The 24,371-nt window shown below is 70.1% G+C and carries 24 protein-coding genes and 1 tRNA gene; 12 read left to right on the top strand and 13 right to left on the bottom strand.

What is annotated here, in order from left to right; genetic code table 11:
* Window positions 1-7: 7 nt before the first annotated feature.
* Both ABD743_RS27260 and ABD743_RS27265 read right to left on the bottom strand, forming a co-directional pair.
* Window positions 8-1,372: an MFS transporter gene (locus ABD743_RS27260; RefSeq protein WP_344725201.1), complete on the bottom strand. Its 1,365-nt coding sequence runs from the start codon at window positions 1,370-1,372 to the stop codon at window positions 8-10.
* 69 nt (window positions 1,373-1,441) lie between these two features.
* Window positions 1,442-1,999, bottom strand: a complete 558-nt coding sequence (locus ABD743_RS27265; protein WP_344725203.1) for an OsmC family protein — start codon at window positions 1,997-1,999, stop codon at window positions 1,442-1,444.
* A gap of 278 nt (window positions 2,000-2,277) precedes the next feature.
* Between ABD743_RS27265 and ABD743_RS27270 the strand changes: the two genes are divergently transcribed.
* Both ABD743_RS27270 and ABD743_RS27275 read left to right on the top strand, forming a co-directional pair.
* Window positions 2,278-3,285: an ABC-2 transporter permease gene (locus tag ABD743_RS27270; protein ID WP_344725205.1), complete on the top strand. Its 1,008-nt coding sequence runs from the start codon at window positions 2,278-2,280 to the stop codon at window positions 3,283-3,285.
* A gap of 8 nt (window positions 3,286-3,293) precedes the next feature.
* Window positions 3,294-4,388 carry a hypothetical protein gene (locus tag ABD743_RS27275; RefSeq protein ID WP_344725207.1) on the top strand — a complete coding sequence of 365 codons (1,095 nt, stop codon included), beginning with the start codon at window positions 3,294-3,296 and terminating at the stop codon, window positions 4,386-4,388.
* A 25-nt stretch (window positions 4,389-4,413) separates the two neighbouring features.
* Here the strand turns inward: ABD743_RS27275 and ABD743_RS27280 are convergent, their stop codons facing one another.
* Together ABD743_RS27280 and ABD743_RS27285 are read right to left on the bottom strand one after the other, a co-directional pair.
* Window positions 4,414-4,830: a hypothetical protein gene (locus ABD743_RS27280; protein ID WP_344725209.1), complete on the bottom strand. Its 417-nt coding sequence runs from the start codon at window positions 4,828-4,830 to the stop codon at window positions 4,414-4,416.
* 163 nt (window positions 4,831-4,993) lie between these two features.
* Window positions 4,994-6,562: an SHOCT domain-containing protein gene (locus ABD743_RS27285; RefSeq protein WP_344725211.1), complete on the bottom strand. Its 1,569-nt coding sequence runs from the start codon at window positions 6,560-6,562 to the stop codon at window positions 4,994-4,996.
* A gap of 214 nt (window positions 6,563-6,776) precedes the next feature.
* Between ABD743_RS27285 and ABD743_RS27290 the strand changes: the two genes are divergently transcribed.
* A complete protein-coding gene (locus tag ABD743_RS27290; RefSeq protein ID WP_344725212.1) occupies window positions 6,777-7,259 on the top strand; it encodes a hypothetical protein in 483 nt (160 codons plus the stop codon).
* An 86-nt stretch (window positions 7,260-7,345) separates the two neighbouring features.
* Complete coding sequence (locus ABD743_RS27295) at window positions 7,346-7,984, top strand: maleylpyruvate isomerase family mycothiol-dependent enzyme (RefSeq protein ID WP_344725213.1); 639 nt, start codon at window positions 7,346-7,348, stop codon at window positions 7,982-7,984.
* 39 nt (window positions 7,985-8,023) lie between these two features.
* Here ABD743_RS27295 and ABD743_RS27300 read toward each other — a convergent pair whose 3' ends face one another.
* From ABD743_RS27300 to ABD743_RS27310, 3 genes are all read right to left on the bottom strand, one after another.
* Entirely contained in the window at window positions 8,024-8,233 is a 210-nt protein-coding gene (locus tag ABD743_RS27300) for a hypothetical protein (RefSeq protein WP_344725214.1), read from the bottom strand.
* Window positions 8,234-8,299: 66 nt separating this feature from the next.
* Window positions 8,300-8,374, bottom strand: a tRNA-Val gene (locus ABD743_RS27305).
* A 39-nt stretch (window positions 8,375-8,413) separates the two neighbouring features.
* Entirely contained in the window at window positions 8,414-8,878 is a 465-nt protein-coding gene (locus ABD743_RS27310; RefSeq protein WP_241042266.1) for a peroxiredoxin, read from the bottom strand.
* Window positions 8,879-8,976: 98 nt separating this feature from the next.
* Here ABD743_RS27310 and ABD743_RS27315 point away from each other — a divergent pair, with 98 nt between their 5' ends.
* The gene (locus ABD743_RS27315) at window positions 8,977-10,566 is read left to right on the top strand and encodes a phospholipase D family protein (protein ID WP_344725215.1); all 1,590 of its coding nucleotides are present in this window, start codon (window positions 8,977-8,979) and stop codon (window positions 10,564-10,566) included.
* A 28-nt stretch (window positions 10,567-10,594) separates the two neighbouring features.
* Here ABD743_RS27315 and ABD743_RS27320 read toward each other — a convergent pair whose 3' ends face one another.
* Complete coding sequence (locus ABD743_RS27320) at window positions 10,595-11,029, bottom strand: DUF3052 domain-containing protein (protein ID WP_344725216.1); 435 nt, start codon at window positions 11,027-11,029, stop codon at window positions 10,595-10,597.
* 182 nt (window positions 11,030-11,211) lie between these two features.
* On the opposite strand from ABD743_RS27320, the gene aceE reads away from it, so the two are divergent.
* Both aceE and ABD743_RS27330 read left to right on the top strand, forming a co-directional pair.
* On the top strand, window positions 11,212-14,022 hold the full coding sequence (gene aceE / locus ABD743_RS27325) for a pyruvate dehydrogenase (acetyl-transferring), homodimeric type (RefSeq protein ID WP_344725217.1): 2,811 nt from the start codon (window positions 11,212-11,214) through the stop codon (window positions 14,020-14,022).
* A gap of 340 nt (window positions 14,023-14,362) precedes the next feature.
* Window positions 14,363-14,569 (top strand): cold-shock protein, encoded by a 207-nt coding sequence (locus ABD743_RS27330; RefSeq protein WP_075941971.1) that lies wholly within the window; start codon window positions 14,363-14,365, stop codon window positions 14,567-14,569.
* Window positions 14,570-14,923: 354 nt separating this feature from the next.
* On the opposite strand, the gene ABD743_RS27335 is transcribed toward ABD743_RS27330, so the two are convergent.
* Window positions 14,924-15,634 carry a TetR/AcrR family transcriptional regulator gene (locus ABD743_RS27335; protein WP_344725218.1) on the bottom strand — a complete coding sequence of 237 codons (711 nt, stop codon included), beginning with the start codon at window positions 15,632-15,634 and terminating at the stop codon, window positions 14,924-14,926.
* Between the two features lie 149 nt (window positions 15,635-15,783).
* A complete protein-coding gene (locus ABD743_RS27340) occupies window positions 15,784-16,524 on the bottom strand; it encodes a pirin family protein (protein ID WP_344725219.1) in 741 nt (246 codons plus the stop codon).
* An 81-nt stretch (window positions 16,525-16,605) separates the two neighbouring features.
* Between ABD743_RS27340 and ABD743_RS27345 the strand changes: the two genes are divergently transcribed.
* From ABD743_RS27345 to ABD743_RS27365, 5 genes are all read left to right on the top strand, one after another.
* Window positions 16,606-17,859 carry a PucR family transcriptional regulator gene (locus ABD743_RS27345; RefSeq protein WP_344725220.1) on the top strand — a complete coding sequence of 418 codons (1,254 nt, stop codon included), beginning with the start codon at window positions 16,606-16,608 and terminating at the stop codon, window positions 17,857-17,859.
* Between the two features lie 151 nt (window positions 17,860-18,010).
* Window positions 18,011-18,943: an ACP S-malonyltransferase gene (locus ABD743_RS27350; protein WP_344725221.1), complete on the top strand. Its 933-nt coding sequence runs from the start codon at window positions 18,011-18,013 to the stop codon at window positions 18,941-18,943.
* Complete coding sequence (locus ABD743_RS27355; RefSeq protein WP_344725222.1) at window positions 18,940-19,926, top strand: beta-ketoacyl-ACP synthase III; 987 nt, start codon at window positions 18,940-18,942, stop codon at window positions 19,924-19,926. Before ABD743_RS27350 ends, ABD743_RS27355 begins: the two co-directional genes overlap by 4 nt.
* 44 nt (window positions 19,927-19,970) lie before the next feature.
* A complete protein-coding gene (locus ABD743_RS27360) occupies window positions 19,971-20,213 on the top strand; it encodes an acyl carrier protein (protein ID WP_241042257.1) in 243 nt (80 codons plus the stop codon).
* Between the two features lie 34 nt (window positions 20,214-20,247).
* On the top strand, window positions 20,248-21,501 hold the full coding sequence (locus ABD743_RS27365; protein ID WP_344725223.1) for a beta-ketoacyl-[acyl-carrier-protein] synthase family protein: 1,254 nt from the start codon (window positions 20,248-20,250) through the stop codon (window positions 21,499-21,501).
* A gap of 48 nt (window positions 21,502-21,549) precedes the next feature.
* Here ABD743_RS27365 and ABD743_RS27370 read toward each other — a convergent pair whose 3' ends face one another.
* The 3 genes from ABD743_RS27370 to ABD743_RS27380 all read right to left on the bottom strand — a co-directional run bounded on the left by ABD743_RS27370 (window position 21,550) and on the right by ABD743_RS27380 (window position 24,272).
* Window positions 21,550-22,038, bottom strand: a complete 489-nt coding sequence (locus tag ABD743_RS27370) for a DUF3145 domain-containing protein (protein WP_344725224.1) — start codon at window positions 22,036-22,038, stop codon at window positions 21,550-21,552.
* Between the two features lie 213 nt (window positions 22,039-22,251).
* Entirely contained in the window at window positions 22,252-23,166 is a 915-nt protein-coding gene (locus ABD743_RS27375) for a right-handed parallel beta-helix repeat-containing protein (protein WP_344725225.1), read from the bottom strand.
* A 65-nt stretch (window positions 23,167-23,231) separates the two neighbouring features.
* Entirely contained in the window at window positions 23,232-24,272 is a 1,041-nt protein-coding gene (locus tag ABD743_RS27380) for an MBL fold metallo-hydrolase (protein ID WP_344725226.1), read from the bottom strand.
* Window positions 24,273-24,371 lie beyond the last annotated feature (99 nt).

A 24,371-nucleotide genomic window follows, 5' to 3' on the forward strand; every position in this document is an offset into this window, starting at 1 on the left:
CGCGGCCTCATGCCGCCGGGGATCCGCTCGGCGGTCCTGCCGGCCCGGTGGCCAACCCAGGCCCCTGGCAGGGGAGGCTCACCGGCGCATCGTCCGAATGGTCGCGCCGAGTCTGCGAGCGGTGCAGTAGCCACACCGCAGCCATGACCACGACGACCAACGCCGCGATTGCCAGGAGCATGGTGTGTAGCGCTGCTGCGTACGCGTCCGGGTGGCCCGGATGCCCGGCCGCGACCGAGTCGGCCACCGCCGGATCACTCAACGAGTGGCGGATCAGCAGTGCCAGTGTCGCAGAGTATGCGCCGACCGCGATCGCCTCACTCCCGGTCCGGAACAGGTTGAGCAGTCCCGCAGCTGTTCCCGCCAGATGGGCTGGAACGGCTGCGAGGGCCTCGCCGTCGACCAGGCCGATCGACAGTCCCCAGCCGAGACCGAGGAAGAGCAACGGCAGCGGCAGGTCGATCACCGTGCCGTCGGGGTGCAGCAGCAGGAGCCCCAGTGCTCCGATCAGTAGGGAGAACAGGCTCGTGACGATCACGGCCATCGGTGTCAGCCGCGTTCGCTGCAGGAGCCGGGCCACCCCGATCGGGGCGAGCAGGACAGGGACGGTCATGAACAGCACGAGCAGACCGGTTTGCGTCGGGTTCAGTGCGAGGATCGCCGACAGCCCATTGGGCAGGTAGACCTCCAGCGTCACGAAGGCGATCGCACCAGCGACCGGGACCAGCGAGATGGCCAGGAACGTCCGGTCACGCAGCACCCGAAAGTCGATCAGCCTCCGGTCGGCGCGCGGCTGTGGACGTACGTGCGGAATCGACACCTGCATCACCGCCGCCACCACCAGCACCGCGCTGTGCGCCAGGAAGATCATGCGCCATCCGAATCCGCTGGTCAGCAGGCCCGAGACGGTCGGTCCGACCGCCATGCCAAGGCCGATGGCCGTGCCGAACAGGCCGAACGCCCGGTTGCGGGCCTGGCCGGCGTACAGGGACGACAGCAGCGAGGTCGCACTGGTCAGCACAGCGGCCGATCCGAGCCCGGCGATCACGCGCGAGAGATCGAGCATCAGCAGGCTGTTGGAGGCGGCGCTCAGCAGGCCACCGAGCAACGCAAGGCCGATGCCGGCCCGGAAGGTCGTGCGGTAGCCGATCCGGTCGGCTGCGGCACCCCACAAGACTGCGCCCAGCGCGAACGGGACATTGAATCCGTTGACGACCCACTGCAGCGGGCCGGCCGCGGTGCCGAGGTCGTCCGAGATGGGCGGTAGCGCGATCGCTGTGCCCGTGATCGACATCGGAATGACGAACTGCGCGACCAGAATCGACGGCAGCGTCAAGGATCTGGTTGAGACCGTCTGAACATCGGTCGCCATGCAGGCGTTCCTTTCGAACACCGATGAGTACGATGATACGTACCTATTCCGGGGACAGCAGACGGTTCATCAGGCAATCTGCAGCGTGGTGGCCACGGGTACGGCTCGGACCAACGTGTCTCGAATAGGCGAGCGACTTTCGACCAGGGCGATCAGCTCGCGAAGCTCCTCGGGGCCGTGCCCCGGCGCATCCAGCGTCACCTGCACACGTACCTCGCTCGCCCCGACCGGCGCGTCGGTTTCGAGCCCCAGAAAGCCCCGGACGTCGAAGTCGATCTCGACCCCCACCGTCATCGAGCGGACGGCGATTCGCTCGGCTGCCGCGCTCGCCACCAGCGTCGCCGTGTAACAGCCGACGAGTGCCTGCGCAATGTACTCGCCAGGCGAAGCAGCAGTGTCCGTGCCGAGCAGAGACGTCGGCTCGTCGCTCGACATCGCGAATCGCCCGGTCCGCGTCACGTCGGTCGCGGCGCCCTGGCGAAGCTGACCGGTTGTGGAGTCGATCCGAAACCCGCCGGCCCACTCGCCCACGACCGAGAACGTGACCCGAGCAATTTTCGGATCGCTGTGTACGGCATCGATCGTCGCTTCGACGGCCAGGGGGTCGATCATCTCGTTTTCGGTCATGACGTCCTTCATCGGTCGTGGTCGCAAAACCTTCACCACCACTCTGCTAGCGGCCCCGAATTGGCGTCACTGGAGCCGGACCAAGAATTTTCTCCGGCGGACTGTGGGATCACACTGTCCGGTTCCGGGAGATTCCGACGCTCTGCCGGTCGGCGAGGCGCCGCACCGGCGCCGGGAACCCCGCACGAGATTCGCACCGGCACCGCCGCCAGCGCTGGCCGCCAATGAGACCGCTCCGGCAGTCTGACAGCGGAAACAGTCACACCGGAGGGGATTATATGATCGACGATTCGGTCAGGGAGCGCTGGGAGGCATTCACCCGATCATCGTTCCTTCCGGGCACGGTGATCATATTTGTCGCAGCCCTCGCGGCAGGCCTGTTCGCAGGTGCCTACACCTACGCGATGGCCGATCCGACCCCGCACGACATACCCGTCGCCGTCACGGGCGCCCCGACCTCCGAGGCCACGCACGTCGCCTTCGTCGAAGGCATGGACCGTGCCACCGGCGCCTCACTGCGCCTGCAGCAGTACGACTCCTATGCGCAGGCCCGGGAGGCCGTCGACCAGCAACAGGTGTTCGCCATCCTGCAGCTGCGCCCGGACGGCCCCGAGCTGGACGTGTCCAGCGCCTCGGGTGCCACCGTCGCGGAGCTGCTGGCGCAGGTCACCCCCGCGGTCAGCGCCTCAGTGGGCGCCCACTTGACCGTGCGGGACATCAACCCTCTGCAGCCGGGCGATCCGCACGGACTGGCCATCTTCTACATCACGTTGGCGACGGTGGTGGTGGGCTTCGTGGGAGCCACCCAGCTCACCGTGCACGCGGCCGGCTTACGGCCCGGACAGACGCTGGCCTTCACCGCAGGTTATGCCGTGCTGGGCGGACTGGCGATCATCGCGGTCGTCGACTGGGTGCTGGGAACCCTGCGGCTGCCGCTCCCCGAGTCGTGGCTGATCCTGTCGCTGACCATGTTCACCTGCGGTGTGGTCTTCCACATGTTCACCTCCCTGATCGGGCGGTGGGCGATCGCGCCGACGTGGGTCCTGCTGGTGATGCTCGGCAACGCCTCATCCGGCGGTGCGGTGGCCTGGCCCCTGCTGCCGTCGCTGTTCGCCGCCGTGGGCCAGTGGCTGCCACCTGGCGCCGCGGTGAACGCCCAGCACACCGCCATCTACTTTGGGGGGAACCAACACGCGTTCCCCTTCATCGTGCTCATCGTGTGGGCCGTGGTGTGCTCCGCTGTGTACGTGTTCCGCCGCCACCGAGCGCAAGCGCAGAGGGGTTGACGTCAGGCATGCATATCGCCGTCACCGTCGTGGTCGCTCTGGCCGGCGTGGCCTGTGTCCTGCTGACACTGGTCTCGGCCGTGAAGACCGTGGTCGTTCCCCGCGCCGCCCCCGTCCTGATCACCCGGTGCGTGTTCGCCGGGGTACTCGCGCTTTTCACCGTCGCACTGTGGCGCCGCCGCGACTACCAATCCCGTGACCGGGTGATGGCCCTGTACGCACCTTTCGGCCTGCTGGCGCTTCCGGTGGTATGGCTCGCGCTCGTCGCTATCGGTTTCATGGCGATCTACTGGGCGTTGGGCGTGCACCCGCTCTGGGAGGCGTTCCTGGAGAGCGGCTCGTCCCTCCTCACGCTCGGCTTCCGCACGCCCACCGACACGGTCGGCGCGATCATGACGTTCTCCGAGGCGATCCTCGGGCTGGGCCTGCTCGCGCTGGTGGTGTCCTATCTTCCGTCCACGTACTCCTCGTTCTCCCGCCGCGAGCTCATGGTCACCTCGCTCGACACCCAGGCCGGAAGCCCACCTTCGGCGGCAGAGCTGCTGGAACGACTGGCACGCATCGACGGGATCGGCGAGCTCGACGACTTCTGGCAGGAGTGGGCCCGCTGGTTCGCCGACATCGCGGAGACGCACACGTCGACGCCGACGCTGGTGTTCTTCCGCTCGCCGCAGCCCGACCGGTCGTGGGTGATCGCGGCCGGCACGGTGCTCGACGCGGCGGCGCTCGTGTCGTCCACCCTGGACGTGCCCAATCAGCCGTCCGCGGCGCTCTGCATCCGTTCCGGCTACCTGGCGATGCGGAACATCGGCGACTTCTTCGCGATGCCGTACGACCCCGATCCGGCACCGGACAGCCCCATCTCGATCACGCGTGCCGAGTACGACGCCGCATGCCGACGACTGAGCGACGCCGGTGCGACCCTCAAGCCCGACCTCGACAGGGCATGGCGCGACTTCGTGGGCTGGCGGGTGAACTACGACGCGCTGCTGTTGCGCTTCGCGTCACTGTGCATGGCCCCGCCGGCGCCGTGGTCGTCCGACCGCGCCGTTCCGTTCCAGCGCCCGCCGATCGCACGTCGCCGGCCGCGGTCCCGCATCTGACCCAGACCGGGGCGGTCACACGTTCTCAGGCGCTGTGCCGGGTCCGGATCGTGCGTCCGCCGAGGAAGGACCACGTCAGCACCCAGGCGGTGCCGAGCGTCAGAGCGAGGGCGAGCGGGACGTGCACCGCGAGCACCCCGGTGTCCCCGAGGTAGGCCTGCACGATGCCGATCAGGAACACCAGGGCGCTGATCACGGTGGGCCAGATCGACCCGCGCGTGGCCCGCCACAGCATGGCCGCCGCGATCGTCATGAGCGCCGACAGAACGTGAAACGCGATCGCACCGGCACCGTGAATGCCCTCGGCAGCTCCGTTGCCACTGAAGATCTGTCCGGCGGTCGCACCCTGGAAGAGGATCTCGATGGTGCTCAGGGCTGCCGTGACCTGTAGTGCGGTCCGCGCCCCGGCTCCGGTTCTGCGAGCTGTCTCGATCTGCGACATCAGTACACCCTTCGTCTCGCCGGACGATCCGGCCATCCCCCACTACGCCGTGGCAGCCCGCCCGGTTCAATGTGGATGGCCGCGAAATGGGAACGACGACGAAAGCTCGCCGAGGGGGGCACAGCGCTCGCCCCCGGCGGCCGCCGATGGACTTGTTCCCTGCTCAGGAGGTCAGGAGCTGGGTCTTCTGCGAGGTGAACTCCTCGTCGGTCAGGACGCCTGCGGTTCGCGCGTCACCGAGGCGCATGAGCAGGTCGAGCTTGCTGCTCATCGCCGAGATGCCCTCCGGCGTCATCGGCTGGTTGGCCGAGGGCGTCGCAGCAGCCGCCGCAGCGGCTCCCCCATCCTCCTCCTGCGGGGCGTCGTTCTTCGCGCCGTCATGCTTCGCGCCATCCCCCGCGCGGGCCGCCGAGGGCGGAAGCACCGCTGAGGGATCGGTGTCGCCGCCCGCGGTCACGCCGCCGTTCGTGGTGACGGGAATCGGGCTCGTCTCCTCGTCGGCGACGGTCTCGGCGCGGGCGCCGAGGTTCAGCACGAGCTCGATCAGACCGATGTACAGAGCGACGCATGCCACGACCCAGATGAACACCGACAGAGACGGCGCGGGCCACAGCAGCAGGACCAGGGCTCCGACCGCGATCCCGGCCCACCGGACCGCCCGCAGGTTGCGCCGGAGGAACGCCGCGAGCCCGGCGAGCCGCTCCGGGAGATTCAACCCGTCGACGAACGCCCTGGTCTCGTCCGCAATCCGCTGCGGCCAGGACGGTGTCTGCTCCTGCCCGACCGGCTGGCTCCCGTCTCCCGGAGCCGCGGCGGCCGCACGGTCCTCTGCGCGGCGCGCGCGGGAGGCCTCATAGCCCCGCCGGACGGCCGGGATGAGCCCGATCCGACCCCACAACAGCGTCACAGCCGTGATCCCGGCCATGATCAGCACGAGCCACAGCGTCCAGCTGCGCAGGCTCGCGGTGACGCCGTCATAGACGGCGTTGGCGACCTCGACGTTGGCCGGCTTCACGTCACCGAGCAGAGGTCCGCGGATCAGGACGAGGGAGAAGACGAGCAGCAATGCGATGACTCCGGTGGTCACCGCCCAGGCGCGGAGCGTCCGCATGCGCTGCCGCGACACCGCCAGGGCCCCGGCGAGAATGCCGAGCGCGACCAGGCCGACCCACAGCCACAGCGACTTCAACACGTCGATGGCCGTGTAGACGCGAGGAGCGTCCTGCGGGGTGAGCACGGTGAAGCCCACATCGTCTGGGATCAGGTTGATCACCTGCCCGGCCAGGCCCGTCCGGTCCTGGGCCGGTATCCGTGCCTTGGCCTGCCCCAGCGTGAGCCCGACCGGTTCGCCGTTCAGTATCTGCGTCTGAGCGGTACGCAGGGCGGCGCCGGTCAGCCCGGCGAACTGGGGTGAGGTCAGGATCAGCTGCACGCCCCTGGACAGCAGGTTCCTCGTCCCCTCCTCCACGGAGGGCCGGAACGCCTGCAGCCTCGGCGGCAGCACCGAGACGGCCTGGTCGATGGCCTGTTGGACGTCGGGCTTGGCCATGATCGTGTCCACGACCTGGGACTCCACCCGGGCCTCCACCGTCGGATCGGTGATGATCCTCTGACCGTTCGCCACGAAGACGTCCGTGTTCACCACGTTGTGGCGCGTCCACAACGACGTGCTGGACAGCACGAGCAGTAGCGCGCTGACGAGTACCAACAATCCCACGCCGAAACGACGCATCGGTGTCACCTCCGGGCGCCAGCGGCTGATGGCGCGAATGGCCCCGCCCGGGCCGGCTCCCGATACCGACACGGGAGACGTGCCCGGTGAGGCGGGCCGACTGTTACGCCCGCACGCCGCATGCGCATCACCCACGACGGGGGATGCGGCATTTGCCGGTGATCAATTGTCGATGCGGAACAGCCCGCCCCGATAGGGCGTTTTACCTGCGGAGGTGAGCGAAACGACTCCCGAGGAAATGATCTGTATCGGTTGCGGCGAGGAGATGCCCGAAGAGCGGGCAGAACTCGGCTACCGCTACTGCACCAAGGATTCCTGCCAGGCCCAGTACCACCGCGGCCTGGCTGTCACAGCCTTCGGGCTGAACAAGAGCGGCGAGACATTCGTGGTCGCCGACGCCGACGAGATCCGGCGCCGAGGCGAGGCCGGGGAGTTCAGGAAGAAGGACTCCGGCGTGGGGCTCGACTACCGCCCGACCGGGGCTCCCGCCGCGCCGCGTCCCCGGGTACCGCAGCAGCGGCGCGGGCAACCGGCGCCGCGGCGGCCGTGGACCCCGGAGCAGGAGAAGATCACCCGGCTCTATCACGACATGGGACTGAGCCCGCGGCAGATCGTCGCCCGGGCACGCGAGAACGCACCGCGGCTACAGCTGACGGAGCCTCTGGTCGTCAAGATCCTGTCGTCGCTTCCCCGATGAATCTCGCGTTCGTCGACGGTCTCACCTCCGAAGCGACCGAGCGCAACGGAGGACGAGCTGTGAACGACGCCAACCACGGTCATGCCTTGGAGCCGGACGAGATCGAATCCGCCGTGCGCACCCAACGGCTGAATCTCAGCGACTACCTGGACGGGTTGGACGACTCCGAATGGACGGTTCAGTCCCTGTGCTCCGCATGGACGGTGCGCGAGGTGGTCGCGCACCTGACGCTCACCACCAGAGCGACGATCCCCTTCATCATCACGTCCGCGATCAAGGCCCGGGGCAGCTTCGACCGCATGGAAGAGAAGATGGCACGTGACCGGGCAACACGGTTCACGACCACCGAGCTTGTCGAGCAGCTGCGCGAAAGCGCCGATTCGTCCCGCAGGACCGTCGGCAGCGGTCCCATGGACCCGCTGGTGGACCTGCTCGTTCACGGCCAGGACATAGCCCGCCCGCTGGCCCGGCCCTACGAGATGCGGCCGGACCTCGCGCTACCGGCGCTGGCTTACGTCGCGCCCAACCGCTTCCTCGGCGGACCCAAGCGCGTGGCGGGGCTCGAACTGGTTGCCACCGACGCGGAGTGGTCCTCGGGCGAAGGTCCAGAGGTGCGGGGAACAGCCGAGAACCTGCTTCTGGTGGCCGCCGGGCGATCCGCCGCCCTGGCGCACGTGACAGGCGCAGGCGTCGACCGCCTCACCGAGCGACTCACAGCAGCGTGAGGCTGATCAAGCGCGCTGGCGATGGCAACGTCAGGATCTCTACGGCGCCGGAACCGGCCCGAAGTCGCCGTCGAGTGGCCGGCTCAGCTCTTCGACAAGCGCCGGATCGGCGTAGATCGCGGCCGTGGCCTTCCACTCGACGATCACCTGCGCCAGCGCTGACCACCGGCCCGACTCAGCAGAGGCCTCAAAGGCGCGTACGACGTCGGTGGCGAACCGGCGACGTTCGGATTCCGGAAGCAGATCCACCACGGAACTCCCTCGGTCAGCGCGTCGCTGGCATCCTTGATCGGGTTGCAGACGTCCTGGTCAGGCTGGTGGGCGCGGCAGGGTTCGAACCTGCGACCGCTCGGGTGTAAGCCGAGTGCTCTTCCGCTGAGCTACGCGCCCGGGAGCCCGGGTGACCCGGGCTGATCGAACCGGGGAAGGTCAGGCGGCCAGCTCTGCCACTGCCTTCTTCCAGCCCCCCTGGTCGCGGGCGTCACCGGGCTGGTTGACCTCGCTGAAGCGGACGATGCCGTCCTTGTCCACGAGGAACGTGCCGCGCAGGGCCATCCCCCGCGTGTCGTTGAACACGCCGTAGGCCGTGGCGACCTCGCCGTGCGGCCAGAAATCAGCCAGCAGCGGGAAGTCGTAACCTTGTGCATCCGACCACGCCTTGAGCGTGAACGGGTGGTCGACGGAGATCGCCAGGATCTGCACGTCGTCGTTCTGGAAGTTCGGGAGGTCGTCGCGGACGGAGCACAGCTCGCTCGTGCAGATGCCGGAGAACGCGAAGGGGTAGAAGACGACCAGGACGTTGCGCTTCCCCCGGAACGACGAGAGCGTGACCTCCTGGTTGTTCTGGTCCTTCAGGCTGAAGTCAGGGGCCTCGGTGCCGACCTCGGGCGCCATGGGCTGGTCTCCTCGGATTCGAACGATGCGGTCATGGCGAGCCTAGTCCCGCCCCGCCCGGCCGTGACCGCGCCTTCCCCGGTACGGACGGTCCAGGGATGACGGTGCGCGCCGAGGACTGGTTCCTGTCCGACGCGGAGCGGGGCAATCCCGCCCACCGGTTGCCCGCGTGGACCGCCGGCAACCGGGTCGTGCCGCTCGTGCACGGTGCCGCGTACTTCGCCCGTCTCGTGGCCGAGGTCCGCGCCATGCAGCGGGGCGACCACCTGTTCTTCACCGACTGGCGTGGCGACGCCGACGAGCGTCTCTGCCTGGACGATCCCACGGTCGGCGAGCTCTTCAGCGACGCCGCGCGCCGAGGAGTGGTCGTCAAGGGCCTGATGTGGCGCTCGCACAACGACGACCTGTCCTACAGCGAGGAGGAGAACCGCCGGCTCGGCGACATGGTGAACGACGCCGGCGGTGAGGTGCTGCTCGACGAACGGGTGCGGCGCGCCGGCTCCCACCACCAGAAGCTCGTGGTGCTGCGCCACCCGCACGACCCGGGGCGCGATGTCGCGTTCGCGGGCGGCATCGACCTCTGCCACTCCCGCCGCGACGACGCCCGCCACCTCGGCGACCCCCAGGCGCTTCCGATGTCGCGCGCCTACGGCGAGCGGCCGCCGTGGCACGACGTCCAGTTCGAAGTGCGCGGCCCGGCCGTCGCGGCCCTCGACGGGCTGTTCCGTGAACGATGGACGGACCCGACCCCGCTCGACTCGCACAACCCCGCCGCCCGGCTGCGCGACGCGCTCTCGAAGGCCGACATGGTGGCCGATCGCCTGCCCGGGGAGGCGCCCACACCCGACCCTGCCGGGGACGCGCTGGTTCAGGTCCTGCGGACCTACCCCGCGCGCCGCCCCCGCTACCCGTTCGCGCCCGGCGGGGAGCGGTCGGTGGCACAGGGGTACGCAAAGGCCCTGAGACGGGCGGAGCGGCTCGTCTACCTCGAGGACCAGTACATGTGGTCCCCGCACATCGCCCGGCTCCTCGCGGACGCTCTGCGCCGCAGTCCCGGGCTGCATCTCGTGGTGGTCGTGCCGCGCCACCCGGACGTGGACGGGCGCTTCGCGCTGCCGCCCAACCTGGTCGGCAGGCTCCAGGCGATCCAGGTCTGCCGCGCGGCCGCCCCCGACCGGGTGCACGTGTTCGACCTCGAGAATCACGACGACACACCCGTGTACGTCCACGCCAAGGTCGCCGTCATCGACGACACCTGGGCGTGCGCGGGCAGCGCCAACCTCAACCGGCGCTCGTGGAGCCACGACAGCGAACTCTCCGTGGCCGTGCTCGACGAGACCCGCGACGAGCGGGAGCCCACCGACCCGGGTGGCCACGGCGACGGCGCTCGCGCCTTCGCCCGCAACCTACGGCTGGAGCTCCTGCGCGAGCACCTCGACCGCGCCCCAGGCGACGACGAGGACCTCGTGGACCCCGACGCCGCCGTACGCGCCGTGAACGCCGCTGCGGGCGCTCTGGACGCATGGCACAGGGACGGGCGGGTGGGACCGCGCCCGCCCGGACGCCTACGCCGCCACGAACCCGAGCGCATGCCGCTCCGCACGAAGCTCTGGGCCGTGCCGGTCTATCGCCTCGTCTACGACCCGGACGGGCGCTCGTGGCGCGACCGCCTGCATGACCGGTGGTGACCGGCCCGCAGACGTCTGCGCGGTGGGGTCACCGCCGCGTCTTCGCCGCCTTGGGTGCCACGAGCCGAGAGCCCGTCCAGCCTTCGCTGACCGTGATGTTGGACGTCTGCGCCAGCCCAGCCGTGGGCGCAGCCTCGGCGATCTCGCTGGGATCGACGTGCCCGGGGCGCCCCGTCTTCGGGGTGAGCACCCAGATCACGCCGTTGTCGGCAAGGGGGCCGATGGCGTCGACCAGGGCGTCGACGAGGTCGCCGTCGCCCTCTCGCCACCACATGAGGACGAGGTCGACCACCTCGACGGCGTCCTCGTCGAGCAGTTCGTCCCCGGCTCTCTCCTCGGCGGCATCACGCACCGCTTCGTCGACGTCTTCGTCCCAACCGAGTTCCTGGACGACCATGCCCGGCTCGACGCCGAGCTTGCCCGCGATGTCGGACGTACGTCCGGCATCATCCGCGGCGACCACGCGTGTACCTCTTTTCCTCGTGCCTCACCCGGGCGTACAGCCCGGGGCCTGCTCATCGGGTTGCGGAATCCGAACACGACGACTCACCGACGCGCAACCACTCGTTACGAGATCGCATGCCGAGGGGCACGATAGGGGATACCTCAGACGTCTACTCGGCACGAGCCACCAGGGAGAACCCCTTGACCCGGCAGACCAGCGACAGCACGAACCATGATCCCACGCAGCCGCGGCGGGTCCACGTCATCCGCGATGGGCTCGCTGCGCACCTGCCGGACATCGACCCCGAGGAGACCGCGGAGTGGCTGGACTCCTTCGACGCGGTGCTTGATGCCGCGGGCCAGCAACGTGCGCGCTACCTCATGCTCAGGATGCTCCAGCGAGCACGGGAACGCCACGTCGGCGTCCCCTCGCTGACCAGCACCGACTACGTCAACACGATCCCCACCGACCGCGAGCCGTGGTTCCCCGGCGACGAGGAGGTCGAGCGCACCTACCGGCGCTGGATCCGGTGGAACGCCGCCATGACGGTCCACCGCGCGCAGCGGCCGGGCATCTCCGTCGGCGGCCACATCTCGTCCTACGCGTCCTCGGCCACGCTCTACGAGGTCGGTTTCAACCACTTCTTCCGTGGCAAAGACCACCCGGGTGGGGGCGACCAGATCTACATCCAGGGCCATGCGTCCCCCGGTATCTATGCCCGTGCGTACCTCGAGGGGCGGCTGTCGGAGGATCGGCTCGACGGGTTCCGGCAGGAGCTGTCGCACGGCGGGCCGGGCCATGGCCTCCCGTCCTACCCGCACCCCCGGCTGATGCCGGACTTCTGGGAGTTCCCCACCGTCTCGATGGGGCTCGGCCCGATGAACGCGATCATGCAAGCGCGGTTCAACCGCTACCTGGGCGACCGCGGCTTCTCCAACACCGACGACCAGCACGTCTGGGCGTTCCTCGGCGACGGCGAGATGGACGAGCCGGAGTCACGCGGTCTCATCCAGATCGCCGCCACCGAGGGCCTGGACAACCTGACGTTCGTGGTCAACGCCAACCTGCAGCGCCTCGACGGGCCGGTGCGGGGCAACGGGAAGATCATCCAGGAGCTGGAGTCGTTCTTCCGTGGCGCCGGCTGGAACGTCATCAAGGTGATCTGGGGTCGTGAGTGGGACGCCCTGCTGCACGCCGACCGTGACGGCGCGCTCATCAACCTGATGAACACCACCCCGGACGGGGATTACCAGACCTACAAGGCCAACGACGGCGGGTACGTCCGCGACCACTTCTTCGGCCGAGACCCGCGCACGAAGGCGCTGGTCGAGCCCATGACGGACGCCGAGATCTGGAACCTCAAGCGCGGCGGCCACGACTACCGCAAGGTGTACGCGGCCTACGCGGCAGCGCTGGAGCACAACGGGCAGCCCACGGTCATCCTGGCGAAGACGATCAAGGGTTACGGCCTGGGCTCGCACTTCGCGGGGCGCAACGCCACGCACCAGATGAAGAAGCTCTCGCTCGACGACCTGAAGAACTTCCGCGACTCCCAGCGCATCCCGATCTCGGACAAGGCGCTGGAGCAGAACCCGTACCTGCCGCCGTACTACCACCCCGGCGACGACGACCCGGCCATCCAGTACCTGCGTGAGCGCCGCCGGGTGCTCGGCGGCAACCTGCCGTCGCGCCGCGTCACGGCGAAGCCGCTCGTGCTGCCCGGCGACAAGGTCTACGACGTGGTCCGCAAGGGCTCGGGCAAGCAGGAGGTCGCCACCACCATGGCGTTCGTCCGGCTGGTACGCGAGCTCGTCAAGGACAAGGAGATGGGCGCCCGGTTCGTCCCGATCATCCCCGACGAGGCACGCACGTTCGGGATGGACTCGATGTTCCCGACGCAGAAGATCTACAACCCGAACGGGCAGCAGTACACCTCGGTGGACGCCTCGCTCATGCTCGCCTACCGCGAGTCCGAGCAGGGCCAACTGCTGCACGAGGGCATCAACGAGGCGGGGTCCGTGGGCTCGTTCACGGCGGCCGGCACGTCGTACGCCACGCACGGGCAGCCGATGATCCCGATCTACGTCTTCTACTCGATGTTCGGCTTCCAGCGCACCGGCGACTCGATCTGGGCCGCGGCGGACCAGATGGCCCGCGGGTTCCTCGTCGGGGCCACGGCCGGACGCACCACGCTGACCGGTGAGGGCCTGCAGCACAACGACGGCCACTCGCTGCTGCTCGCGGCCACCAACCCGGCCGTCCTGGCGTACGACCCGGCGTTCTCCTACGAGGTGGCGCACATCGTCAAGGACGGGCTCCGGCGCATGTACGGGGAGGGCGCCCCCGACGACGAGGCCACCCTCGGGGGCGAGAACGTCATCTACTACCTGACGGTCTACAACGAGCCCTACGTGCAGCCGGCCGAGCCGCAGGACCTGGACGTCGACGGCGTGCTGCGTGGGATCTACCGCTACGTGGGCAGCGCGCGGGCGGAGGGTCCGCAGGTGCGACTGCTCGCGTCCGGCGTGGCCGTGCCGTGGGCTCTCCAGGCCCGCGACATGCTCGCGGAGCAGTGGGGAGTCGGCGCCGAGGTCTGGTCGGTCACCTCATGGGGCGAGCTACGTCGCGACGGGGTCGAGGCCGAGCGGCACAACCTCGTCAACCCTGAGGAGACGAAGCATGTGCCGTACGTCACGCGGGCGCTCGGCGACAGCGGCACACCCGTGGTGGCGGTGTCGGACTGGATGCGGGCAGTGCCCGACCTGATCCGACAGTGGGTACCGGCGCCGTTCACCACGCTCGGCACCGACGGGTTCGGGCTGTCCGACACCCGTCCGGCGGTGCGGCGGCACTTCAACGTCGACGCCGAGTCGATCACCGTGGCCGCACTCGAGGCACTCGCCGAGCGCGGGGAGTTCGACCGCGGGCAGGTGGCCGAGGCGGCGGCCAAGTACCGGCTCGACGACCCGCAGGCCGCGGGGCCGCAGACCACCGACAGCGGCGTCGCCTGAACGACGTCCTGCCCCGAGGTGTGATGCACGCCTCGGGGCAGGACGCCCTCGGCGGCACCGTCGACACTGCGTGAACGGCCCGTCGCCGAGGGCGTGCGAGCCGGCCGCCCGCTTGCGTCACTCTCCCCCGACGCACCACCCGGACGGCGCCTCACCTGCGGCGCCATGACAAACACACAGGTCATTGGCTCTCGGCAGCGGGGCCGGAACACGATACGCTCCGCGCGATGCCGAGCCCGCGTGATCGGGAACGGCGTCCCGACCCGGGCGCGGACCGTAGCGGCCAGGCGGCGCGATGCTGGGGGCGAGTGCCCCAGCACCAGGTACGAGGAGAGCAAGAATGGCAGAGGGCACCGTCAAGTGGTTCAACAGCGAGAAGGGCTATGGCTTCCTCGCTCCTGACGGTGGTGGCGCGGACGTGTTCGTGCACTACTCAGCGATCCAGACCAACGGTTACAAGAGCCTCGACGAGGGCCAGCGGGTGTCGTTCGACATCGAGCAGGGCCAGAAGGGTCCGCAGGCAACCAAGGTCACTCCGCTCGGCTGAGACCGAGCTGCCGGATCAGATCCGGTAGCTCCCGCGGCGCTCCTGCGCCCCACCCCACGCGCTCCGGCCCACAGCACGTCATCGGACCGGAGGCGTTGACCGACATCCGTTGGCCATCGCACGGCCTGCGGCGGATCGCCTCGCCCTCGATCGGGTTCACGGCATCTCGGCCCACCCCACATCCGGCGCCATGCGCGCCTTTCGTGGGCACGCGACTGCCCGTGTTCCCCCGGACGGGGGTCACGATCCGCTGTCGCGCGTGCCGTTGCGTGTCAGACGGTAGCGGTGTGCCCACGCGGTTACACGACCGGGTGGGGTCAAGCGGCCGTGCCGGCACGGGTCGCTCACGCAGGGTCAGGACGCGGGGAGCCCCATCAGGTCGGCCAACGCGTCCATCTCCACGCTCAGCAGCGTGGAGGCCTGGTGACCCATGCCGACGAACTTGCCCTGGACCTCCAGGTTCACAACACCGTGCAGGCGCACCCACACGATGAGTGCCCCGGTGAGCGCCGTGGCGGGGTCCGCTTCGGGCGCGTACGCCCGCACCCAGTCGCCCACCTGCTCATTTCCGTCGACCCAGCCCTGCACCTGTTGCCTGAGCTCCGTGGCGGCGGGCCAGGTCTGTCCCTCGCCGAGCGCGGGGAGGAACGGGCCGAGCACGGCCTTGGCCCGGTCGAGCGTCTCCGGAGGAGAATCGATCGTGGGCCGGGGCATCACCGTCAGCAGCTGGTACAGGTGCGGAGCGGCGACGGCCCACTTCCGGTAGGCCTCGGCGAGGCGGTGCAGACGCTCCCGCGCGGGCAGCGCCGTGATGAGCTCCGCCTCGGCGTGCACCGCGGCCGCAGCTTCGGCGTAACAGTCGAACACCAGTTCTGTCAGCAGGTCGTCCCGGCTGCGGAAGTACTTGTAGAGAGCAGGGCCGGTGACACCCAGCTCCTTCGCAACGGCGTTGAGACTGAGCGCTGCGGGCCCGCCGATGCACATCTGGGCCAGTGCGGCCTGCTTGATCTCGGCGCGCACCTGGTCTCGATAGCGCTGCCGCGGGCTGCCGTTGCCAACGGTCATCCGGTCACCCTCCTCCGGGTGCTCGATCCGACGTCGGTGAAGCTGAGGACATCCTTAATGCTTGTGAGAACGTCTGGCCACGGCAATGGACCGTCGCCGAACGGGCGTCGAACAACCGTGCGCGGCGCCGGAAAAAGTGATACGGACAGTCACCCCAAGCCTGTGCGCATCTCCCAAAGGAGCACCTCTGCCCCGCCCGGACCAGCCACAATATGTTGCCCGTCACCGACAGTAATACGCGCTGCGTCCCCAGCCGAGAGTTCGCCTGCTGCTTCCAGCTGGACCACTCCGCGTGTCACGAACACATGCACAAGTGGTGCTGTCGGCACCATCACCAGCACACCCGGGCGCAGGCGGGCGGCATGGAGCGCCGCGTGCTCCTGCCGGAGGGAGACCGCGCGGTCCCGCGCGTGCTTCCGCATCCCCGACGCCACGACGAGCAACTCACCCGTCTCGAGCGCGGCGCCGATGTCGAGCTGTTCGTACCCCGGCGAGCCCGCAGAGTCCGGGAGCACCCACATCTGCACGAGGTGCACCTCGTGGGATCCCTCGGCGTTGCGCTCGGAGTGGACGACCCCAGAACCTGCACTCATCCGCTGCGCCGTGCCCGGACGGATCACCGCGGAGTGCCCGGCGTCGTCCTCGTGCAGGAGCGCGCCCTCGAGCACCCACGTGACGATCTCCATGTCCCGGTGCGGATGCGGCTCGAAACCGCCGCCGGGCGCCAGCACGTCCTGGTTGTTCGCCATCAGCAGGCCGAAGTGCGTGTTGGCCGGGTCGTAATGGGCGCCGTAGGAGAAGCTGTGGCGCGAGTCGAGCCACGCGGTGCGGGTGCGCATCCGGTCACCTGCCCGCCGCACCTCCACCGACGGGGCGAGGGGCGTGCCCATCCGAGCCTCCTGTCCGCGGAACGCCTGCGCCAACGCCCGTCGGTCCCACGGTGTTCCTGCCGGCGTGCGATGCTGCCGAGCGTGGCACGCGTCGGAGCGAGCACGGAGGCGGCGCGGTCCGGATCGGCCGCCGTCTCCCCGGCCACGCTGCGCAAACTCGAACTCGCCGCCGGTGACCTCGCGCTCGCGTGCCTGGTCGCGATGGAGGAGCACCAGCCGTGGTTCGCCCGGCTGCCGGCCGAACAGCGCTCGGCAGTGCTACTGGTCACCCAGACCGGCGTGGCCAACTTCGTCGCATGGCTCGGCGAGCGGGGGCAGTCGATCCGGCTCACCGCCGAAGCCTTCCGCATCGCCCCGCGAGACCTCGCCCGGCGGCTGAGCCTGCGCCAGACCGTCGACCTGGTCCGCATCGCCACGGATGTCTTCGAGCGGCACCTCCCGCCGCTCGCCGCCGACGAGGACGAACGGCACGCCCTCGTCGAGGGCGTCCTGCGCTTCGGTCGCGACATCGCCTTCGCCGCGGCAACGGTGTACGCGGGCGCGGCCGAGACCCGCGGCGCATGGGACGCCCGGCTCGAGGCGCTCGTCGTCGACGCCGTGGTGCGCGGCCCCGACGCCGAGGGCGGAGCGGACGACGCGCTCGTCTCCCGGGCCTCCACGCTGGGCTGGGACCCGGACGCAGCGGTCCGGGTGGTGGCCGGCAGCCCGGCCCCCGACACGGCCGCCGAGCGCCTCGGTGAGCTGCGCCGTCAGGCAGCCAGGGCCGGCCGCTCGGTGCTCGTGGGGGTGCAGGGCAGCAGGTTGATCCTGCTGCTGTCCGAGCCGCCCGCCGGGAGCGGACCGGGAAGCGACACCGGCGAGGACATCGGCGGCCTCGTCGACGCCTTCGGGGCGGGGCCGGTGGTGGTCGGCCCGGTGGCCGGTGAGCTCGCCACCGCCCACTGCAGCGCCCGCGACGCGCTCTCGGCGCTGCGCGCGGCACCGGGATGGCCCGATGCCCCGCGCCCCGTCGCCGCCGACGATCTGCTGCCAGAGCGCGCGCTGGGAGGCGACACGGCGGCCCACCGCAGGCTCGTCGAGTCGATCGTCATCCCGCTCGAGACGGCGGGCGGCGAGCTTCTGCACACGCTCGCCACCTACCTGGAGGGCGGCGGGGCGCTCGAGGCCTGCGCGAGAGCGCTTTTCGTCCATCCCAACACCGTGCGCTACCGGCTGCGCCGCGTCTGCGACCTCACCGGCCGCAGCCCGTTCGACCCGCGCGATGCACTGGTACTGCGCACTGCCGTCATCGCGGCGAGGCTGACCCTCGGGCGAGATCCGGGGGCATCGGCGTGAGGTGCGCAACGCCTACAACGCAAAGGGCATGGGCGGTGGCTTACCCGACGAGTGACCAGAGCTGCCTTGGAGGAAACCTCCAAATCCCGGGGCCGGAGTTGGTGCGTGCCGGTATCCCCGCGGCGTCCGCCTCCGGTGTTCTCTGGTTCTCGTGATCGCGTTGCTCGCTCCTGGTCAGGGGTCCCAGACTCCTGGCATGCTCGCCCCCTGGCTGGATGATCCAACGGCAGCGGAGACGCTCGCCGGATGGTCCGCCACCACCGGCCTCGACCTCGGCCATCTCGGCACGGACGCCGACGCCGAGGAGATCAAGGACACGGCCGTCACCCAGCCGCTGGTCGTCGCCGCTGCGCTGCTCGCCGCCACCCGGCTCGCCGGGCGCGCGGACCTGCCCGCCGCCGCGCCCGCCGCCGGTCACTCCGTCGGCGAGCTCGCCGCAGCCGCCGTGGCCGGCGTGCTCACCGCGGACGCCGCCGTCGCGCTCGCCGCCGTGCGCGGGCGCGCCATGGCCGCCGCCTGCGCGCTCGAACCCACGGGCATGAGTGCGGTGCTGGGTGGGAAACCCGACGAGGTGCTCGCCCTGCTCGACGAGCTCGGCCTCGACCCGGCCAACCGCAACGGCGCGGGGCAGATCGTCGCGGCCGGCCCCGTCGCAGCGCTGGCCGCGCTCGCCGAGAACCCGCCGGAACGGGCCCGCGTGAAGCCCCTGGCCGTGGCCGGGGCCTTCCACACCCGGTTCATGGCGCCTGCCGAGGAGACGATGCGCTCCCACGCGGCCGAGGTCTCCCCCGCCGACCCCATCCGCCCCCTGCTGTCCAACGCCGACGGCACGGTCCTCACCACCGGGGCAGAGGCGCTGCGTAGGCTGGTCGCCCAGGTCACGCGGCCGGTGCGCTGGGATTCGTGCATGACCACCTTGCAGGAGCTGGGCGTCACCGCCGTGATCGAGCTGCCGCCGGCGGGTGCGCTCGTCGGGCTGGTCAAGCGCGACCTCAAGGGCACCGCGACCGTGGCCCTCAAGACTCCGGACGACCTCCAGGCGGCCGTCGACCTGATCACCGAGCACGCGGGGGCAGAAAAGTGACGAAGCTGAAACTGGCATCCACCACAGCGGGCGCCCGGATCCTCGGGCTGGGCAGCGTCCAGCCCGACAACGTCGTCACCAACGACGACCTGGCCCAGCGGATGGACACCAACGACCAGTGGATCCGCGAGCGGGTGGGCATCGAGAGCCGCCGCATCGCGGAAGAGGGCGCACTCCTGGTCGACATGGCCGCCGAGGCCGGGGCCCGCGCCGTCAAGGACTCGGGGCTGACGCCCAACGAGATCGACACGGTCATCGTCGCCACCTGCACCATGCCCACCCCGATCCCCAACGCCGCCGCGCAGACCGCCGACCGCATCGGCATCCCTGCACCGGGAGCCTTCGACATCAACGCCGCATGTGCGGGGTTCTGCTTCGGGATGGGCACGGCGGCCGATCTCGTGCGCGGCGGCAGCGCACGCAACGTGCTCGTGATCGGGGCGGAGAAGCTGTCCGACTGGCTCGACTGGACCGACCGCTCGACGGCGATCATCTTCGCCGACGGGGCGGGCGCGGCGGTCCTCGGACCGGCCTCCGACGAGGCCTCCGTGGGCGTCGGGCCGCTCGCCTGGGGCAGCGCCGGTGACATGTCCCAGACGATCCACATCAGGCCGGACAACAACGCGCTCGCCCAGGAGGGCCAGGCGGTCTTCCGGTGGGCAACCACCAAGATCGCACCGGTGGCGCTGCGGGCGATCGAGCTCGCGGGGCTCACCCCGGCCGACATCGACGTCTTCGTGCCGCACCAGGCCAACCTCCGCATCGTCGACGCGGTGGCCAAGCGGCTGCGCGCCAAGGGCGCCCGCGATGACATGGTGGTGGCCGACGACATCCGGTACTCCGGCAATACTTCGTCGGCGTCCATCCCTCTCGCGCTGGACCACATGCGCACCGACGGGCGGCTGCGTTCGGGCGACACCGTGCTCCTCGTAGGCTTCGGCGCGGGCCTGTCCTACGCCGGCCAGGTCGTCGTCTGTCCCTGACCTCCGATCCGACGACTCCAGTTCCCACCAGAAGGAGAACCACCGTGGCTGACAACACCGAGATCCTCAGCGGCTTCGCCGAGATCGTCGAGGAGGTCGCAGGTATCGACCCCGCCGAGGTGACCGTCGAGAAGTCCTTCGTCGACGACCTCGACATCGACTCGCTGTCGATGGTCGAGATCGCGGTGCAGGCCGAGGACAAGTTCGGCGTGAAGATCCCCGACGACCAGCTGGCCGAGCTGAAGACGGTCGGCGACGCGGTGGACTACATCGCGAAGAACCAGTGAGGCACCTGTACGCGGCCGTTCCTGCGGAGGCAGCATGAGCACAGGTCCCGACGTCGTCGTCACCGGGCTCGGCGCGACGACCCCGCTCGGCGGTGACGTCGCGTCGACGTGGGAGGCGCTGCTCGCCGGCCGGTCCGGCGTCCGGCGCATCGACGACGCCGACCACGAGTGGGTGGAGCGCCACCAGCTGCCTGTGAAGATCGCGGCGCCGCTGGCGGTGGCACCCACCGAGGTGCTCCCCCGTGTCCAGGCGCGCAGGCTCGACCGGTGCGAGCAGGTCGCGCTGGTCGCGGCCAAGGAGGCATGGGCCCAGGCCGGTCTCGGCGACCGCGACAACATGCAGGTGGACCCCGAGCGGCTCGCCGTCGTGGTCGCCACCGGCATCGGCGGCGCGGTCACGCTGCTCGACCAGGACGACCTGCTGGAGAACAGCGGGCTGCGCAAGGTCTCACCGCTCACCGTGCCGATGCTGATGCCGAACGGCCCCGCGGCCTGGATCGGCATCGAGTACGGCGCACAGGGCGGCGTCCACGCTCCCGTCTCGGCGTGCGCCTCCGGCGCCGAGGCACTCGCGTGGGCGCTGCGGCTGCTGCGTGGCGGCGAGGTCGACGTGGTCATCGCCGGCGGTGCGGAAGCCTGCATCACCGGCATCACCGTGGCCGGCTTCGTGCAGGCCCGCACGCTCTCGCAGCGCAACGACGAGCCGGAGCGGGCCTCGCGCCCGTTCGACGTCGACCGCGACGGGTTCGTGCTCGGCGAGGGCGCCGGGATCATGGTGCTCGAACGCGCCGACTTCGCAGCGGCGCGCGGGGCCACGGTGCACGGCAGGCTCGCCGGTGCCGGACTCACCTCCGACGCCTACCACATCACCGGCCCGGAGCCGGAGGGCATCGGGCAGTCGCGGGCCATCGCCAAGGCGGTGCGCGACGCCGGGCTGGAGGCGATCGACGTCGGCCACGTCAACTGCCACGCCACGTCCACAGTGGCCGGCGACGTGGGTGAGACGCGAGCGGTGCGCAAGGCCCTGGGCGACCACCCGGTGCTCACCGCACCGAAGTCCGCGCTGGGTCACATGGTGGGTGCAGCCGGGGCCGTGGAGAGCATCATCACGCTGCTCTCGGTCAAGGAAGGCGTGATCCCTGCGACGCTGAACCTCGAGAATCTCGACCCGGGTGTCGAGCTCGACGTCGTGGCGGGTGAGCCGCGCAAGGTCGAACTCGAAGCCGCCGTGTGCGACTCGTTCGGGTTCGGCGGCCACAACGCCGCCGTCGTCTTCACCGGAGCGTGAGCGAGAGCGTTGCCCCGCCCGAGGCGACGGCAACGCTCTTCTCCCGCTTCACCCCACCTGGTGCAGCCAGGTGACCGGAGCGCCGTCACCGGCGAACCGGAACGGCTCCAGGGCGTCGTCCCACGCCGAGCCGAGCAGGTCGTGCATCCGGGTGGGCAGCTGGCTCGCCGGCACCTCGGCGAGAAGGGCCCGCAGCCGGTCCTCCGCCACCACGATGTCGCCGTTGGCGCTCGTCCGCCCGGACCACAGACCGAGCGTGGGGACATGACAGAACCGTTCGCCGTCCACGCCGGGACTCGGCTCCTCGGTCACCTCGAACCGAAGCATCGGCCAGGCACGCAACGCGCCCGCAATCGCGCCACCACAGCCGGCCGGACCCGTCCAGCTGCATTCCGCCCGCATCTGACCGGGCACCGCCGGTTGGGTAGCCCACTGCAGGGACACCTTCGTCCCGAGCACGCCTGATATCGCCCACTCGACGTGCGGACAAACCGCAGTCGGCGACGAGTGGACGAAGACCACGCCGCGTGCGTTCACTGCAGACCTCCAACGTCGACGAGGATCGTCTTCCCCTACGTCCTCGCGCCGTGGCAGCCCGCTCATACAACCGGATCGTTCCCGGTTTTGTTGTGGTGATCAGTCTGCACGAACCTGCGACGACACGGCCAGCACGCCGCGACGGGTGGGCGTGTCGTGCGACGAGCGACAGATCCGTGACGCTGCGCTATCGAATTACCCCCGTGTGGTAACTCATCGCTGCGGAAGAGGCCCACCATCGAGGTACATGTTGTCCTCGAGAACCGCTCGGCGTGACACTCGAAGGGGAATGTCGCCGGCTCCACGGCGGAATCGATTGCCGGTGATGACCACATCGGTCATCACCGCGGCCGGCGAATCCTGCTGCACCGTGTAGCGGCCGCCACCGAGGACGTTTCCCCTGATCACCACGGGGCCGTCGGCACGCGGACCCGCCTTGTCGGGCGCCAGCAGCACCGCACTCGCCCGTCCGGGACCATCACCGAGTTCGATCCTGTTGTCCTCGACGAGGACATTGCTGCCCGTTCCCCGGAGCACCAGCGCGTGGGCGTCGCCACCGGTTGCCGGCGCGAAGTCGTGCACGTTGCTATTGCGTAGCCGCGCCCCTTCGCCGAGCCGGGCGCCGTCATGCGTTACACCGACGATTTCGATCCGTTCACCGCTCCACCGGTCGCCGCCTATTGCCGCTTCGGGGAAGTCACCGGTAAGCGTCACGTCCTCGATACGCACCGAGCCCGCCGCCGTGGTGACGATCCCGTAGGGAGTGGCGCCATCGCCGGTAACCCGACTACGGCGCACCACCACGTCGGGGGCGTCCACCACGATCCCGCCGCGCACGTCCCATCCGTCCAACACCGCACCGGCGACGGACAGCGTGATCGAACCACCCGAACAGAGTTCGCCGATCCCGGCGGGAAGACCGACACTGCCCCGCTCCGGCGGGGTGTAGGGGCCGGCGGCATCGCACCCGACGGCAGCCGTCGGGGCGAGCGTGACGCTGGGGCCGGGGCCACCGGGGAAGGTGCCCCCTTCGGTGGCCACGACGACGGCGGACACGGCGAGCACACACGCAGCGAGGGCGAGCCCCGCACGCACGAGGCCCCGACCCGGCCCACCCAACGCCTGCACGGCGCGAAGCGTACGACCGGCGCATTTCGCTGTGCTCGCCGGGTTCTACAAAGAGTGAATTGTTATCACGTTGTGTAGTGAGCGATGCCGTTCTCCTCGCCGGCTGTCACAAGCCCGCGCTCGGCCAGCAGATCGAGGTGGACCGAGGTCTCCAGCGTCGCGAGCATGGCGTTGAACGGGTCGAGCTCGTCCAGGCGCCGGTCACGACGGGTCCAGGGCAGCGCCGCCGCCACCTCGTACGCCGTGGAGCGCCCGTCCTGCACGGCACTGAGGGTCGCGTCGAGTCGCTTGCCGTGGTGAGCGAGCAGTTCGTCGACCCGCTCGTGCACGCGCATGCCGACCGGACCGTGCGCCGGGAGCATCGCCGCATCCGGACGGGCCCGTACGAGCTCGAGCGAGGCGATGAAGTCGGCCAGCGGACGGGGCGAGGTCACCGCCTCGAACCCGATCGAGGGCGTGATACGCGGCAGCACGTGGTCGCCGGAGAACAGCAGACCGCCACCCTGGTCCGCGAAGACCACGTGACCCTGCGTGTGCCCGGGAGTCGCGAGCGCCTGCAGCACCCGTTCCCCGCCCGCGGCGGCGTCCAGCACGAACTCCGCGCCGTCCTCGATCCAGTCGTCGGGGAACTCCCACACCGTGCTGTCGTGGGGCGCCTCCCCCTGCGCGGCGATCCGTGGGAGCAGGGCCTGGCCGCCGGCGCGACGCAATCGCCCCAGGTGGGCCGGGCCTTGCCGATCGGGCCCGTTGATCACCTCGAGGGCGGGCTGCTCCCCCCGCCCCAGCGCCACCCGCATGCCGAACTCCCGCCGCAGCACGACGGCCTGGGTGTAGTGGTCACGGTGGACGTGGGTGACCAGGAACCGGCGGACATCGCCCAGCCCGGAGCCCAGCTGGGCGAGCGCGCCCCGCAGAAGATCATCTGCCTGAGCCAGCGCCCATCCCGAGTCGATGAGCGTCCACCCGTCGCCGTCCGCCACGGCATAGATATTGACGGCCCGGAGCCCGTCGTTCGGGAGCGGCAACGGGATGCGGTAGACACCGGGGGCGCAGCGGAACACTCCCGGAGCGGTCCAGTCACCGTCCGGTTCATCGTCGGGGATCACGCCCGCGACGATAGGCGTCTTGGCGTCACGGTGCGCGACGACGCCCGGCCGGCCACATGCCCGCCGCGAGCGCGCCCCACTTTTTCAAGACCACTCTTC

This window comes from Pseudonocardia yunnanensis (assembly GCF_039534065.1).
Taxonomy (GTDB): Bacteria; Actinomycetota; Actinomycetes; order Mycobacteriales; family Pseudonocardiaceae; genus Pseudonocardia; species Pseudonocardia yunnanensis.

Coding starts and splice junctions, on each gene's coding strand:
- ABD743_RS27265 (WP_344725203.1), bottom strand. CDS start 1,999: ATGACCGAAAACGAGATGATCGACCCCCTGGCCGTCGAAGCGACGATC.
- ABD743_RS27270 (WP_344725205.1), top strand. CDS start 2,278: ATGATCGACGATTCGGTCAGGGAGCGCTGGGAGGCATTCACCCGATCA.
- ABD743_RS27330 (WP_075941971.1), top strand. CDS start 14,363: ATGGCAGAGGGCACCGTCAAGTGGTTCAACAGCGAGAAGGGCTATGGC.
- ABD743_RS27285 (WP_344725211.1), bottom strand. CDS start 6,562: ATGCGTCGTTTCGGCGTGGGATTGTTGGTACTCGTCAGCGCGCTACTG.
- ABD743_RS27315 (WP_344725215.1), top strand. CDS start 8,977: ATGACGGTGCGCGCCGAGGACTGGTTCCTGTCCGACGCGGAGCGGGGC.
- ABD743_RS27275 (WP_344725207.1), top strand. CDS start 3,294: ATGCATATCGCCGTCACCGTCGTGGTCGCTCTGGCCGGCGTGGCCTGT.
- ABD743_RS27260 (WP_344725201.1), bottom strand. CDS start 1,372: ATGGCGACCGATGTTCAGACGGTCTCAACCAGATCCTTGACGCTGCCG.
- ABD743_RS27365 (WP_344725223.1), top strand. CDS start 20,248: ATGAGCACAGGTCCCGACGTCGTCGTCACCGGGCTCGGCGCGACGACC.
- ABD743_RS27340 (WP_344725219.1), bottom strand. CDS start 16,524: ATGGGCACGCCCCTCGCCCCGTCGGTGGAGGTGCGGCGGGCAGGTGAC.
- ABD743_RS27310 (WP_241042266.1), bottom strand. CDS start 8,878: ATGGCGCCCGAGGTCGGCACCGAGGCCCCTGACTTCAGCCTGAAGGAC.
- ABD743_RS27280 (WP_344725209.1), bottom strand. CDS start 4,830: ATGTCGCAGATCGAGACAGCTCGCAGAACCGGAGCCGGGGCGCGGACC.
- ABD743_RS27335 (WP_344725218.1), bottom strand. CDS start 15,634: ATGACCGTTGGCAACGGCAGCCCGCGGCAGCGCTATCGAGACCAGGTG.